General features: G+C 68.6%; 12 protein-coding genes. 9 read left to right on the top strand and 3 right to left on the bottom strand.

The window, feature by feature from the left end:
- Nucleotides 1-8: 8 nt before the first annotated feature.
- Nucleotides 9-1211, bottom strand: coding sequence for a glycerophosphodiester phosphodiesterase (locus tag AC1DYD_RS01595; RefSeq protein ID WP_478170982.1), 1203 nt, complete (start codon nt 1209-1211; stop codon nt 9-11).
- Between the two features lie 101 nt (nt 1212-1312).
- On the opposite strand from AC1DYD_RS01595, the gene argE reads away from it, so the two are divergent.
- Both argE and AC1DYD_RS01585 read left to right on the top strand, forming a co-directional pair.
- Nucleotides 1313-2521, top strand: a complete 1209-nt coding sequence (gene argE / locus AC1DYD_RS01590; protein WP_478170981.1) for an acetylornithine deacetylase — start codon at nt 1313-1315, stop codon at nt 2519-2521.
- Nucleotides 2522-2534: 13 nt separating this feature from the next.
- A complete protein-coding gene (locus AC1DYD_RS01585; protein ID WP_478170980.1) occupies nt 2535-3758 on the top strand; it encodes a DUF445 domain-containing protein in 1224 nt (407 codons plus the stop codon).
- Nucleotides 3759-3903: 145 nt separating this feature from the next.
- Here the strand turns inward: AC1DYD_RS01585 and AC1DYD_RS01580 are convergent, their stop codons facing one another.
- A complete protein-coding gene (locus AC1DYD_RS01580; RefSeq protein WP_478170979.1) occupies nt 3904-4677 on the bottom strand; it encodes a type III pantothenate kinase in 774 nt (257 codons plus the stop codon).
- 121 nt (nt 4678-4798) lie between these two features.
- On the opposite strand from AC1DYD_RS01580, the gene lysM reads away from it, so the two are divergent.
- Nucleotides 4799-5260: a peptidoglycan-binding protein LysM gene (gene lysM / locus AC1DYD_RS01575; protein ID WP_478170978.1), complete on the top strand. Its 462-nt coding sequence runs from the start codon at nt 4799-4801 to the stop codon at nt 5258-5260.
- 271 nt (nt 5261-5531) lie between these two features.
- Here lysM and AC1DYD_RS01570 read toward each other — a convergent pair whose 3' ends face one another.
- Nucleotides 5532-5984 (bottom strand): rhodanese-like domain-containing protein, encoded by a 453-nt coding sequence (locus tag AC1DYD_RS01570; protein WP_478170977.1) that lies wholly within the window; start codon nt 5982-5984, stop codon nt 5532-5534.
- Nucleotides 5985-6163: 179 nt separating this feature from the next.
- Between AC1DYD_RS01570 and AC1DYD_RS01565 the strand changes: the two genes are divergently transcribed.
- From AC1DYD_RS01565 to AC1DYD_RS01540, 6 genes are all read left to right on the top strand, one after another.
- On the top strand, nt 6164-7276 hold the full coding sequence (locus tag AC1DYD_RS01565) for a TRAP transporter substrate-binding protein (RefSeq protein ID WP_478170976.1): 1113 nt from the start codon (nt 6164-6166) through the stop codon (nt 7274-7276).
- Nucleotides 7277-7365: 89 nt separating this feature from the next.
- The gene (locus tag AC1DYD_RS01560) at nt 7366-8022 is read left to right on the top strand and encodes a TRAP transporter small permease subunit (protein WP_478170975.1); all 657 of its coding nucleotides are present in this window, start codon (nt 7366-7368) and stop codon (nt 8020-8022) included.
- A gap of 52 nt (nt 8023-8074) precedes the next feature.
- On the top strand, nt 8075-9973 hold the full coding sequence (locus AC1DYD_RS01555) for a TRAP transporter large permease (protein ID WP_478170974.1): 1899 nt from the start codon (nt 8075-8077) through the stop codon (nt 9971-9973).
- A 57-nt stretch (nt 9974-10030) separates the two neighbouring features.
- Nucleotides 10031-10456 (top strand): CopG family transcriptional regulator, encoded by a 426-nt coding sequence (locus AC1DYD_RS01550; protein ID WP_478170973.1) that lies wholly within the window; start codon nt 10031-10033, stop codon nt 10454-10456.
- A 31-nt stretch (nt 10457-10487) separates the two neighbouring features.
- A complete protein-coding gene (locus AC1DYD_RS01545) occupies nt 10488-11603 on the top strand; it encodes an extracellular catalytic domain type 1 short-chain-length polyhydroxyalkanoate depolymerase (RefSeq protein WP_478170972.1) in 1116 nt (371 codons plus the stop codon).
- A 144-nt stretch (nt 11604-11747) separates the two neighbouring features.
- Nucleotides 11748-13742 carry a DUF6600 domain-containing protein gene (locus AC1DYD_RS01540; RefSeq protein ID WP_478170971.1) on the top strand — a complete coding sequence of 665 codons (1995 nt, stop codon included), beginning with the start codon at nt 11748-11750 and terminating at the stop codon, nt 13740-13742.
- Nucleotides 13743-13746 lie beyond the last annotated feature (4 nt).

Genomic DNA, 13746 nt, shown 5'->3' with positions numbered 1-13746 from the left:
CTGACGATTCAACGCACCTGCTGTTTCAGCCACGCTGCGCGCGCGGCCAGTGCCGTATCGGTGAAATCGGTGAAGACGCCGTCCACGCCCAGCCGGTAGTACACCAGGTACTCATTCGACGGATCTCCCTTGTAGTCCGCCGGCAGCCGCCGCGATTCGTTGCGGAAGGTGAAAGGATGGACGAACAGGCCGGCCTTGTGGGCGTCGGCGACCAGCGGGGTCGGGCCAAGGGTGGTGGCGTCGGCATCGTTGATCTTGCCGTCACCGTTGACGTCCACCGGCTTGCCATCGGGCCCGATGGTGCCTTTCATGCTCACGATGTAGCGCTTCCAGGGGCCGATGCCGTCCGCATAGGTCTTGATCTCGGCCAGGCCGGCGGGCGTCACCATCACGTCGAAATTGCGCCGGTCGCCTGCTTTGGTCCATTCGTAAGGACGATCGACCGGCACCGCATAGGTCATCGCGCCGCTCTTCATGTCGATGCCATCGCCATCGATCAGCTGGACGACGCGGGTGTTCAGGCCCTTGGCCTTCATGTATTTGAGGCTGCCGGGCTCGAAGGACTGGACGAACACCGGCGCCCCCTTGTTGTTCCAGCCGGCGGCCTCGAGCATCGCGATCAGCTTGTCTTCGAGCGGCAGGCCCAGGTCGCGGAAGTAGGTCGGGTTCTTGGTCTCCGGATAGATGCCGATGGTGCGGCCGCTTTCGCGCGACTTGGCCTTCGCGAGGTCGATCACCTGCTGGAAGGTCGGCACCTTGTACTGGCCATTGAACTGCTGCGGACGCTCGGCATCGGTAGAGATGGCCCCCAGCCGCTGGATCTCGGCCAAGGTGAAATCATTGCTGAACCAGCCGGTTTGCGTTTCGCCGTCGACCTGGATGGTCTTCTTGCGAGCCGCGAATTCGGGCCGGCGGGCGACGTCGGTGCTGATCGCCAGGTTGGGATCGTGGCGCGTGATCAACACGCCGTCCTTGGTCGAGACCAGGTCCATCTCGATGTAGTCGGCACCCAGTTCGATCGCGCGCGCGTAGGCCTCCAGCGTCTCCTCGGGCAGATAGCCCGAAGCGCCGCGGTGCGCGACCACCAGCGGCGGCCGGCCGTCCAGCGTCGGCAGGCCGGAGGTGGATTTGCCGCCCGGCGCACTGCAGCCCGCAAGGCAAAGCACAGCGGCCAGCGTGGCGGCTGCGATCGGGGTCTGGCTGGATGTCATGGTTCTTCTCCTTGGTGAATGCGACCGCACAGCCTACTCCAGCGCCATGACACTTCGGCGGCGCCGGCACGCCAGCCCCGACTTCCGGGACAATGCCCCGCATGCCACACGTGCTTTCCTCCCGCAGCCTCGAACTCGCGCAGACGCTGCTGCGCATGAACACGGTCAGTGCCAACAGCAATCTCGAGCTGATCGATTTCGCGCGCGACCACCTGGCCGGCCTCGGCGTGCGCAGCCGGCTGACTTACAACGCCGACAAGACCAAGGCCAACCTGTTCGCCACGCTGGGCGCCGGCAAGAAGGCCGGCGTGATCGTCTCGGGCCACACCGACACCGTGCCGTGGGACGGGCAGGACTGGAGCGTCGACCCGTTGTCGGGGATCGTGCAGGACTGGCCCGCGGACGATGCCGATGCCGAATCGGCGCGGATCGAGCCGCGCCTCTACGGCCGCGGCGCCGCCGACATGAAGAGCTTCATCGCGATCGCGCTGGCCAATGCCGAACGCTTCATCGAGAGCGACTCGCCGTTCGCGGTGCACTTCGCCTTCAGCTACGACGAGGAGGTCGGCTGCTTCGGCGTCAGGGAACTGATCGCCGACATGAAGGACCAGGGCATCAAGCCGCTGGCCTGCATCATCGGCGAGCCGACGCTGATGGTGCCGGCGATCGCGCACAAGGGCGTCTACCGCTACAAGTGCTGCGTGCGCGGCAAGGAGGCGCATTCGTCGCTGACACCGCAGTCGGTCAACGCGATCGAGATGGCGGCGCGGGTGGTCGGCAAGCTGCGCGACATGGCCGAGGGCTTCGAGCGCGACGAGCGGCGCTACGCGGGCTTCGACGTCCCCTTCAGCACCGCCAGCGTGGGCCAGTTCCATGGCGGCATCGCCGACAACGTGGTGCCGCGCGACGCCGAATTCCGCTATGAATTCCGCAACCTGCCGACGGCCGACGCGGCGCGGATGCAGAAGGAAATCACCGACTACGCCAGCCGCACCGAGACCGCCATGAAGAAAGTCGCCCCCGACGCCGGCTTCAGCTTCGAAACCATCTGCGAGATTCCGAGCTTCCTGAGTTCGGCCGACGAACCCGTGACCCGGCTCGCGCAGCGCCTGGCGAAGGAATCGCGTACCACGCTGGTGGCCTTCGGCACCGAGGCCGGCCTGTTCAAGAATGCCGGCATCCCGACCGTGGTCTGCGGCCCCGGCAGCATCGCGCAGGCGCACCAGCCCGACGAGTACGTGACGCTGGAGCAACTGGCGCGTTGCGAGCAGTTCCTGCAGGGTCTGGCCGCGACCCAGGAGATCCGCTGACCCGGCGCGCGCCATGAAGCGCGTCGCGCTGTCGCTGCTGGGCGCCGCCGCGCTGCTCTACGCGCTGGCGACCGCGCTGGAGCCCCGCCATCCGGCCTGGGGCTACGTGGCGGCCTTCGCCGAGGCCGCGATGGTCGGCGCGATCGCCGACTGGTTCGCGGTGGTGGCGCTGTTTCGCCACCCGCTGGGCCTGCCGATCCCGCACACCGCGATCATCCCGGCCAACAAGGACCGCATCGGCGCCAAGCTGGCCGGCTTCATCTGCAACAACTTCCTGAGCACGCCGCAAGTGCTGGCCAAGCTGGCCCAGTTCGACCCGGCCGCGCGGCTGGCGCACTGGCTCTCGCGGCCGGCGAGCGCCGAGAAGCTCGGCGGCCACCTGGTGGCCGCAGTGCGCTACGGGCTCACGGCCTTCGACGACGCCCGGGTGCGCGACTTCCTGGGCCGCCTGGCGGCGGCCGGGCTGGCCCAGGTGGACCTGGCCCGGCTGGCCGGCCAGGCGCTGGATGCACTGACGGCCGGCGGCCGCCATCACGCCCTGCTCGACGACGTGCTGCGGCAGGTCACGGCGGTGGTCGAGGGCGACGAAGTGCAGGAGCGGATCACCGAGGCGATCGCGCGCGAGATCAAGACGCTGCGCTACGTCGGCCTGGACCAGGTGGCGGCCCGGCTGGCGACGCGCAAGATCGTGGCCGCGGTGGTGCACACCCTGGGCGAGATGGCGGCCGAGCCGGACCATCCGCTGCGGCTGCGCTTCGATGCCGCCATGGCCGGCTTCGTCGAGCGGCTGAAGACCGACCCCGAATTCCAGCGCCGCGGCGAAGCGATCCGTGCCGAGCTGCAGGCGCATCCGGCGCTCGGCGACTACCTGCACGGCCTCTGGAGCGAACTGCTCGCGTGGCTGCACGACGACCTGGCGAGAAGCGATTCGAGCATCCGCCGGCGGCTGGTCGCGATGGCCGGCGCGCTCGGCGCCCGGCTCTCGGCCGACGAGGCGATGCGGCGCTGGATCAACGAGCAGATCGTGGATGCGGCGCCGCGCGCCATCGAGCGCTACCGCGAGGACATCCGGCGCTACATCGTGGAACGGGTGGCCGACTGGAACACCGGCGAGATGACGGTGGAGCTCGAGCGCCACATCGGCCGCGACCTGCAGTTCATCCGGGTCAACGGCACGCTGGTCGGCGGGCTGGTCGGCCTGGCGATCCACACCGCCACGCAGCTCTGGAGGGGCTGATCGAGCGGGAGCCGGCGCCATGCCCCTTCCGCGACGCGTGAGACCGGCGCAGCCCAAGTCCAGGGATACCGCGGAACCGGCTTCGCCGGGCCGCTGGTATCGCCCCCTGGGGGGCAGCGCCGAAGGCGCTTCGGGGGAGATTCAACTACCCCGGCAACAGCCGCTCCTGCGCGATCACCAGCAGCCCGTCCATGATCAGGCTGTCGACCAGTTCGAAGTCGCCGTTCATGCTCGGCGCCATCTTCCAGCCGGCGCCGCCGGTCATGTAGCAGGCCGGCTCGGCGCCGCAGTGCGCCCGCACGTGCTGCACCATGCGCTCGACCGCACCGGCGATGGCATAGGTGCCGCCGCTGGTCAGGGCGTCGCTGGTGTTGGTGGGGAACTCGCGCACCTCGCCGGTCGGCACGTGCAGACCGGCGGTGCCGGACTCGAGCGCGCGCAGCATGATGCCGTGACCCGGCAGGATCAGGCCGCCGAGGAACTTCCCGTGCACGTCGACCGCCTCGACCGTGACCGCGGTACCGATCATCACCACCACCATCGGTCGTGGCGCGCCTTGCGACATCATGCGATGGCGGGCCCCGATCATCGCCACCCAGCGATCGGCGCCCAGCCGGGTGGGATGGTCGTAGCCGTTGACGATGCCGGCCTCGGCGAGGCTCGACACCACCCAGCGCGGCGAACATTCGAAGCGCTCGACCAGCTGCTCCTCGGCGCGGCGCCGCACGGCATCGCCGGCCACCACGCAGCCGAGCATCGACTCGGGCGCGGGCAGCTCGGCCCAGGGGCCCTCGGCCAGCCGCTCGATGTGATCGAGGAACTCGGCGCCATGCGCGATCGGCACGGCGCCGGGACGCGCGGCGTCGTAGAGGGACCACTTGAGGCGGGTGTTGCCGATGTCGATCGCGAGGAATGCCATGCGCGGCATTATTGCGAGTTGTGCTTACGGGCGCTTGCACATGCGATGGCCGCCGACGCGAAAGCGCCATTTTCCGCCGTTAAAGTGGCCTGGTCCCATCAACCAATCAAAAGGAGAAACCATGGGTTTGCTGAGTTTCATCAAGGAGGCCGGAGAGAAGCTCTTCGGCGGTTCGGCGGCGCAGGCGGCGGAACCGGACAAGGACAAGGCGGCCGCGGCGGCCATCAAGACCTACATCGAGACCCAGAACCTGGGCCTCACAGGGCTGGAAGTCGGCTACGTCGCCGTCACCGGCATCGTGACGCTGTCGGGCAACGCGCCGTCGCAGGAAGCCAGCGAGAAAGCCTCGCTGGCCGCGGGCAATGTGGCCAACGTGACCCAGGTCGACAACAACCTGGTGGCACCGGCAGCCGACCCGGCGCAATACCACGACGTGGTCCGCGGCGACACGCTCTCGGCGATCTCGAAGAAGTTCTACGGCGACGCCAACAAGTACAACGTGATCTTCGAGGCCAACAAGCCGATGCTGAGCCATCCGGACAAGATCTATCCGGGGCAGAAGCTGCGCATACCGAAGCTCTGACTCGCCCCCCAGGTTGCCCCGCACTGCGTGTCGGGGCGCCCACCCCCCTACCGGGGGGCGCAGCCAGCGGCCCGGCAAAGCCGGTTCCGCGGCTGCCCACGAACAGGCGCGCTGCGCGCAGCCGTAGAAAAACCACAGCGCCGAATGCTTTGGCCGGCGCAGCCAGGCCCGTTGGTGGAACACCGCGGAACCGGCTTTGCCGGGCCGCTGGTGTTGCCCCCGGTAGGGGGTGGGCGCCCCGACACGAAGTGCGGGGCAACCTGGGGGAGAGCTAGTTCTGTTTCCAGGGCAGGCCGCGGAAGCGCCAGCCGCCTGTTCGGCCGCGGTGCCCGTCCGCATCGGCATCGCCCTCGAAACCTTCGAGGATGTTGTAGGCCTCGATGCCCAGTTCGGTCGCGCGCCTGGCGGCGGCGATCGAGCGCACGCCGCTGCGGCACAGCATCAAGGCCTTGGCGCCCGCCGGCATGGCGGCCCGCAAGCCTTCGTCGAAGCCCGAATTGAGCGCCATGCCGGGCCACTGTTTCCAGGCCAGGCCCACCGCGCCCGGCACATAGCCCACCCATTCGCGCTCGGCGTCGCTGCGAACGTCGACCAGGACACCCTCGCCGCTGGCCATCCATTGCGCCGCCTGCTCCGGCGTGACGTCGCCGGCATAGCCCGCGGCCGGCCTCACGCCGGCCCGATCAGCAGCCGGAGAAGACGTTGTCGCGTCGATTGGGGTCATTTCTTGTCTTGTCCTTGAAAACAGGGAGGGAAAAGAGCCGGGCCGATTCCTTCATCACTCGCGAAATCGGTCCGCCGCAGATCGAATTCTGCGCACTTCGTGAAAACCCTCTTCATCACAAAAGTTCACCTATGAAAGAAAATGTCAGAGTCTTCCAGGCATACCCACGGAGGCACGCCATGACAGAGCACTTAATGAGCCGTCGGCGCAGTCTTTTGAAAGGGGCCGCCGTCGCGGCCGGCACCCTGTCCGCGCCCATGGTCAGCATGGCACAGACCACTTCGATGCGATTCCAGAGCACCTGGCCGGCGAAGGATATCTTCCATGAATACGCCAACGACTTCGCCAAGAAGGTCAACGACATGGCGGGCGGCCGCCTGAAGATCGAGGTGCTGCCCTCGGGCGCCGTGGTGCCGGCCTTCCAGCTCCTCGAAGCGGTGAACAAGGGCACGCTGGACGGCGGCCATGGCGTCGTGGCCTACCACTATGGCAAGAATTCGGCGCTCGCGCTGTGGGGCTCGGGCCCGGGCTACGGCATGGATGCGAACATGGTGCTGGCCTGGCACTACTACGGCGGCGGCAAGGCGCTGCTCGAGGAAATCTACAAGTCGATCCACATGGACGTGGTGTCGTACCTCTATGGCCCGATGCCGACGCAGCCGCTGGGCTGGTTCAAGAAGCCGATCGCGCGCGTCGAGGACCTCAAGGGCCTGAAGTACCGCACCGTGGGTCTCGCGGTCGACATCTTCACCGAGCTGGGCGCGGCGGTGAACCCGCTGTCCGGCGGCGAGATCGTGCCTGCGCTCGATCGCGGCCTGATCGACGCGGCCGAGTTCAACAATGCGTCGAGCGATCGCGTGCTGGGTTTTCCCGACGTGGCGAAAAACTGCATGCTGCAGAGTTTTCACCAGAGCGGCGAGCAGTTCGAGATCCTGTTCAACAAGGGCAAGTACAACGCGTTGCCGCAGGAGCTTCGGTCCATCATCGACTACGCGGTGCAGGCCGCCAGCGCCGACATGAGCTGGAAGGCCGTGGACCGCAACACCAAGGACTACCAGGAGATGAAGAAGGCCGGCGTCAAGTTCTACAAGACGCCCGACGCCATCCTGCGCGCCCAGCTCGCCGCATGGGACAAGATCATTGCCCAGAAGGCGAAGGAGAACCCGCTGTTCCAGAAGGTGCTCGACTCGCAGAGAGCCTTTGCGCAGCCCGCCGGCCAATGGCAAAACGACTACATGGTCGATTTCAAGATGGCCTACAACCACTACTTCTCCTCGGCGAAGAAGGCCTGACGGCCATGCGCCTGCCCCGCCATCGCGGCGCCAGCCCTTCCGGTTGACCCCGGAAGGCTCCTTCTTGCCAGCTGCACGCCGCGACGCCGATGAAAACCCAACAACTGCTGCATGCCGCCGACCGCCTGAGCACCTGGGCCGGCAAGACTTTCGCATGGCTCATCGTGGCGCTCATGCTGGTGGTGTGCGCCGAGGTCTTCAAGCGCTATGCGCTCAACGCGCCCACGGCGTGGATCTACGACGTGAACAACATGCTCTACGGCACGCTCTTCATGATGTGCGGCGCCTACACGCTGTCGCAGGACGGCCATGTGCGCGGCGACTTCCTCTACGCCGGCATGAAGCCGCGCACCCAGGCCGCGCTGGACCTGGTGCTCTACATCGCCTTCTTCCTCCCCGGCATCGGCGCCCTGACCTGGGCCGGCTGGAGCTACTACCAGGACTCCCTGGCCATGCACGAACAGACCTTCAATGCCACGCCGCTGCCGGTGTATCCCTTCAAGTTCGTGATCCCGCTGGCCGGCGCCATCGTGATGCTGCAGGGGCTCGCCGAGATCCTGCGCTGCGTGGTGTGCCTGCGCACCGGCGCCTGGACGCCGCGGCTGAAGGACGCCGGCGAAATGGACGTGATCGAGCAGCAGCTCGCCAACAGCACCTTCGTGGACGAGGAGGCACGGCGCGACGCCATCGAGCGCGCCAAGGAGGTGGACGAAGCGGCGCGCCACCGCGGCAGGGAGGCGCTATGAGACGTCCCATGGCGATTCGCACCGCGGCGGCGCGCGGCGCAAGGGTTTGCGAATGACCCAGGCCGTACTCGGGCTCACGATGCTCGGCCTCATCGTGGTCGTCATCATGCTGGGCTTCCCCACCGCCTTCACCCTGATGGGGCTGGGCATGCTGTTCGGCTTCGTGGCGTTCTACGACCCCGCCGCGCCATGGTTCGACAACCACATCTTCGACCTGATGGTGCAGCGCACCTTCGGCGCGATGACCAACGAGACGCTGCTGTCGATCCCGCTGTTCGTGCTGATGGGCTACGTGATGGAACGCGGCGCGCTGGTCGACAAGATGTTCTACAGCGTGCAGCTCGCGTTCCGGCGCGTGCCGGGATCGCTGGCGGTCGCGACCCTGATCATCTGCACCTTCTGGGGCATCGCCAGCGGCCTGGTCGGCGCGGTGGTGGTGCTGATGGGCGTGATCGCGATGCGGCCGATGCTCGACGCCGGCTACGACACACGGCTCGCCGCCGGCGTGATCACCGCGGGCGGCACGCTGGGGATTCTGATCCCGCCGTCGGTGATGATCATCGTCTACGCCGCGGTGGCCGGGCAGTCGGTCGTCAAGCTCTACGCGGCGGCGATGTTTCCAGGCTTCTTTCTCGCGTTCCTCTATCTGATCTACGTCATCGCCTGGGCGCTGATCCAGCCCAAGGTGGCGCCGAAGCTGCCGCCCGAAGCACAGCGCGCGCCCGTCACGCCCCCGGTGGCGCACATCGCCGCCAGCTATTCGCAACGCCTGCTGCCGGCGCTCGCGACCGCGGTGCTTCGGCCCGGACGCGCAACGGGCGCGGCAGCCGCCGGCGTGCGGATCACGTGGTGGATGCTGGTGCGCTATCTGGCGCAGGCGCTCGTGCCGCTGCTTCTTGCGGCCGTGACGCTGGGCTCCGTCTGGTGGTACGTGACGATCTATTCGCAGAAAGACACCAACCCGCCGCCCACGGTGGCCGAGCAGTCCCGGCAGGCGCCGCAAGGCGGCAGCGCACTGGCCGAACCGCGGGCCCAGGGCTTGCAGGAGCCGCCCGCCGAAGGGCTGCAGGAGCCGCCCTCGTCCGAAGGCGTCCAGGAGCCGCCCGGCGCTGACAACCCCTCCCCCGGCGCCGGAGAAGGCCTGCAGGCGCTCGGCGAGCCAGTCGCCGCACCGCACGCGCAGGCGGTCCCCGCCGCCTTCTACACGGGCTTCTGGCTGACCTGCGCCTTCGTGCTGGTGCTGCTCGGCTGGTACTACGCGAAGCTGGACGCCGAGCAGTTCGAGATCCTGCGCCTGCTGGTGTCGTCGGTCATGCCGCTGGGCATCCTGACGCTGGTCGTGCTGGGCGTGATCCTGTTCGGCATCACGACCGCCACCGAGTCGGCGGCCGTCGGCGCGGCGGGCGCCTTCCTGATGGCCTGGCAGGCCAAGACGCTGAACTTCCAGCGCATCAAGGAGGCCGTGTTCCTGACCGCGAAGACCACGGCGATGGTCTGCTGGCTGTTCGTGGGATCCGCGCTGTTCTCGGCGGTCTTCGCGCTGCTCGGCGGCCAGCGCGTCATCGAAGGATGGGTGATGGGGATGGACCTGACGCCGCTGCAGTTCCTGCTGTTGTCGCAGGCGCTCATCTTCGTGCTCGGCTGGCCGCTCGAATGGACCGAGATCATCGTGATCTTCATCCCGATCTTCCTGCCGCTGCTGGCGCATTTCCAGATCGACCCGCTGCTCTTCGGCGTGCTGGTGTTCGTGAACCTGCAGGCCGCCTTCCTGTCGCCGCCGGTGGCGATGTCGGCCTTCTATCTGAAAGGGGTGTCGCCTTCGCACGTGACGCTCAACCAGATCTTCGCGGGGATGATGCCCTACATGCTCATCGTGATCCTGTGCATGGTGTTCATGTATCTCTGGCCCGGCCTGACGCTGTGGTTGCCCCAATACCTGTATGGAGGCTAGCCAAAGGTCAAAAAACCATCCATTGGGATGGTGTACAGATGGTGCTAGGATGGCGAAATGCAAAGTCATCCCGCGCCCGCCGCCCTGCGCGCCAAGCCGCCCGAGGCCGAGAAGATCACGATCAACCTCGGCTATGTCGATCTCGGCCAGGTCGACCTGCTGGTGGGCGAGGGCTTCTACTCGAACCGCACCGACTTCATCCGCACCGCCATCCGCAACCAGCTGGCGGTCCATGGCGATGCACTGAAGCAAGTGGTCGCCCGCAAGATGCTGGTGCTCGGACTGCAGCAGTTCAGCGCCGCCGACCTCGAGGCCGTGCGCCGCGCCGGCGAGCAGCTCGAGATCCGGGTGCTCGGCCTGGCCAGCATCTCCGCCGACGTGACGCCCGAGCTGGCACTCGAAACGATCGCTTCGGTCACCGTGCTCGGCGCCCTGCATGCGAGCGCCGCAGTCAAGGCCGCGCTGGCCGGCCGGCTGCGCTGATCCGCCTCTTTTTCCTCTCCGAAGGCCCCCAATGAATCCCCTGTTCGAACGCCTGATGCGCAAAGCCACCCTCCTCACCCAAAGGGGCAACCTGCAGGAAGCGACCCGGGCGATCCAGCGCGCCCTGCGCGGCGGCGCCGCGACGCCCGATGCGGCGGAGCGCGAGAGCCGCATGCCCGCGGCCAACGACGAAACCCTGGTCGTCGACGTCGAGGCCCGCCGGGTCGAACCGGCGCCGGAAGAGGCGCCCGCGCACGAAAGCGGCGGCATCGAGCCTGGAATCGAGCAATGGAGCGACGGACTGTTCGCCCACCAGCACCGGCCGATCGCGTACAAGCTCTTCGTGCCCGAGCAGGGCGCCGGCAGTCCCCGCCCGCTGCTGCTGATGCTGCATGGCTGCACCCAGAACCCGGAGGATTTCGCCGCCGGCACGCAGATGAACCGGCTGGCGCGCGCGCACGGATTCCTGGTCCTCTACCCGGCCCAGACCCAGCACGCCAACTCGTCCAGGTGCTGGAACTGGTTCAAGCCGCAGCACCAGCAGCGCGGGCGCGGAGAGCCGGCCCTGCTGGCCGCGCTGACCCGGTCGGTCATGGATTCGCACGATGTCGATCCCGCGCGCGTCTATGTCGCAGGCCTGTCGGCCGGCGGTGCGATGGCCGACATCCTCGGGCGCGGCTACCCCGACCTGTTCGCCGCGGTCGGCGTTCACTCGGGGCTGCCGAGCGGCGCGGCCAGCGACCTGATGTCGGCGCTGGCCGCGATGAGGAGCGGGCCCGCCAGTGCCGGGACGGGCGGCCCCGCCGTGCCCACCATCGTCTTCCACGGCGATGCCGACAGCACCGTGAACGCCCGCAACGGCGAGGCGCTGGTCGCGGCCGCGGTGGCGGGCCAGGACAGGGTCGCGACCCCGATGCAGGCATCCCCGGGCCGGTCGACGCAGGGCCGGGGCTTCACGCGGCAGGTGCATGCGGATGCCGATGGCGTGCCGACGGTCGAGCACTGGCTGCTGCACGGCGCCGGACACGCCTGGTCGGGCGGCGATGCGCGCGGCTCCTACACCGACCCGTCGGGCCCGGATGCCAGCGCCGAGATGCTGCGCTTCTTCCTGGGCCACCGGAACGCGCTCGCCAGCGCCATGCCCTGACAGCCGCTCCGCCCCGCGGTCGAGCGGCGGGCCGGCTTACATGCGGTTGCGTGCAGCGCTGAAATATTGCCCTGCTTTGCAAAGCGGACGCCAGCGCGGAGCCGCCCTCGCGCGTTGTATGCGAAGAGACGAAAGAGCCCTTCGATGATCCGCCCCTTCCCCGATCTTCGCGGCCGCACGGCCGCTTGGCTGCTGGGCCTGGCGTTGCTGCTGGCCGGCCTGCCCGCGGCCGCCCAGCAGGATCCCCCTGGCCGAGTCGGCAGCCTGAACTTCCAGCAGGGCACGGTCAGCTTCTCGCCGGCCGGCGAGAACGACTGGTTCGAACTGGGCCCCAACCGCCCGCTCACCGCCGGCGACCGGCTCTGGACCGACCACAATGCACGGGCCGAACTGCACCTCGGCGCCGACACGCTGCGACTCGACGAGCAGACCGGCATCACCCTCTCCGAGTTCGACGACGTCACGGCCCGCCTCACGGCCTCGCAAGGCAAGTTGCAGGTGCGGGTGCGCGAGGCGCTCGACGGCCGGCGCTTCGAGATCGACACCGCGAACCTCGCGGTGGTGGTCGAAGGCCCCGGCGACTACCGGATCGAGACCGACCCGGCCGCCGGCACCACCCGCGTCGCCGTGGCCGCGGGCCGGGTCACGCTGTTCGGTGACGGCGGCGAATCCGTCGACCTGGTTGCCCAGCAGCAGTTCATCGCCTCGGGCCGCAACCTGGCCGCCGCGAGCGGCGCACCGGTTCGAGCCGACAACGGCTTCGATCGATGGGTGGCCGAACGGGACCGCATCGAGGAGCTGTCGATCTCGGCCCGCTACGTCTCGCGCGAAGTGGTCGGCTACCAGCAGCTCGACGCCTACGGCGACTGGCAAAACGATCCGACCTACGGCAGCGTCTGGTATCCGCGCAATGTCGACCCCGACTGGGCGCCCTACCGCGACGGCCAATGGGTCGACGTGGCGCCCTGGGGCTGGACCTGGATCGACGCCGCGCCATGGGGCTTCGCGCCGGCGCATTACGGCCGCTGGGCGCGCATCGGTCCGCGCTGGGGCTGGGTGCCCGGCCAGCGGCACGCGCGCCCGGTGTACGCGCCCGCGCTGGTCGGCTTCGTGGGCGGTGCCGCCGGTGCCGGCGCGAGTCTCGCGATCGGCGGCGGCCGCAACGGCGTCGGCTGGTTCCCGCTGGCGCCCGGCGAGCCCTGGCGGCCGGGCTACCGCGCCAGCCAGCGCTATGTCGACGAGGCCAATCGCGCCGCCTTCCAGCGGCAGCTCGCGGCGCGCCGAGCCGGCTTCGCCAACCCGCAGTGGCCTGGCGCGGTCACGGTGGTGCCCACGGACGTCTTCGGCCGCGGCCCGATCGGCCGCCGCGATGTGGTCCGCCTGCCGGCCGACCGGATGACCGGCGTGCCGGTCGGGATGGGGGCGCCGATACCGCTCGGCGATCACGGGCGCGGTGGTTTCGGTCGCCCCGCCGCGCCGCCCCCGCCCCAGTCCGCGATGCAGCTTCGGCAGTTCCAGCAGGTGCGACCGTCGCAGCCAGCGCAGCAGCTTCAACAGGCTCAGCAGCAGATCCAGCAGCAACAGCAGCAACAGCAGCAACAGCAGTTGCAGCAGCGCGCGGCGCAAGCGCAGGCGGCGCAGGCGGCGCAGGCGGCGCAACAGATGCAGCAAGCGCAGCAACTGCAGCAGGCCCAGCGGCTGCAACAGGCACAACAGATGCAACAGGCCCAGCAGATGCAGCAGGCCCAGCGGCAACAGATCGAAGCCCAGCAACGCGCCGCGCAAGCAGCACAGGCACAGCAACAACTTCAACTGCAGCAGCAGGCCCAGCGCCAGCAGCAGGAGGCGCAGCAGCGTGCGGCCCAGGCGCAAGCCCAGCAATTGCAGGCCACGCAACAGATACAGGCCCAGCGCGCACAGCAGCTGATGCAGGCGCAACAGCAGATGCTGCACGCCCAGCAGGCACAACAGGCACAACAGGCACAACAGGCCAACACGGTCCGCCAGGCGCAGGAAATGCAGCAGCGCGCGCTACAGATGCAGCAGCCGGCCCGGGTGCCGGGTGAAGCTCGCGGGCCGCAGCGCTCGGGCATTCCGGTGCCCGACAGGCCTGGCGCGCCGCAGCAGGACCGCCCTTAGGGCC

The organism is Variovorax sp. P4_B11 (assembly GCF_056402355.1).
This window is presented reverse-complemented; position numbering and strand designations above follow the sequence as displayed.

Coding starts and splice junctions, on each gene's coding strand:
- AC1DYD_RS01595 (WP_478170982.1), bottom strand. CDS start 1,211: ATGACATCCAGCCAGACCCCGATCGCAGCCGCCACGCTGGCCGCTGTG.
- argE (WP_478170981.1), top strand. CDS start 1,313: ATGCCACACGTGCTTTCCTCCCGCAGCCTCGAACTCGCGCAGACGCTG.
- AC1DYD_RS01585 (WP_478170980.1), top strand. CDS start 2,535: ATGAAGCGCGTCGCGCTGTCGCTGCTGGGCGCCGCCGCGCTGCTCTAC.
- AC1DYD_RS01580 (WP_478170979.1), bottom strand. CDS start 4,677: ATGGCATTCCTCGCGATCGACATCGGCAACACCCGCCTCAAGTGGTCC.
- lysM (WP_478170978.1), top strand. CDS start 4,799: ATGGGTTTGCTGAGTTTCATCAAGGAGGCCGGAGAGAAGCTCTTCGGC.
- AC1DYD_RS01570 (WP_478170977.1), bottom strand. CDS start 5,984: ATGACCCCAATCGACGCGACAACGTCTTCTCCGGCTGCTGATCGGGCC.
- AC1DYD_RS01565 (WP_478170976.1), top strand. CDS start 6,164: ATGACAGAGCACTTAATGAGCCGTCGGCGCAGTCTTTTGAAAGGGGCC.
- AC1DYD_RS01560 (WP_478170975.1), top strand. CDS start 7,366: ATGAAAACCCAACAACTGCTGCATGCCGCCGACCGCCTGAGCACCTGG.
- AC1DYD_RS01555 (WP_478170974.1), top strand. CDS start 8,075: ATGACCCAGGCCGTACTCGGGCTCACGATGCTCGGCCTCATCGTGGTC.
- AC1DYD_RS01550 (WP_478170973.1), top strand. CDS start 10,031: ATGCAAAGTCATCCCGCGCCCGCCGCCCTGCGCGCCAAGCCGCCCGAG.
- AC1DYD_RS01545 (WP_478170972.1), top strand. CDS start 10,488: ATGAATCCCCTGTTCGAACGCCTGATGCGCAAAGCCACCCTCCTCACC.
- AC1DYD_RS01540 (WP_478170971.1), top strand. CDS start 11,748: ATGATCCGCCCCTTCCCCGATCTTCGCGGCCGCACGGCCGCTTGGCTG.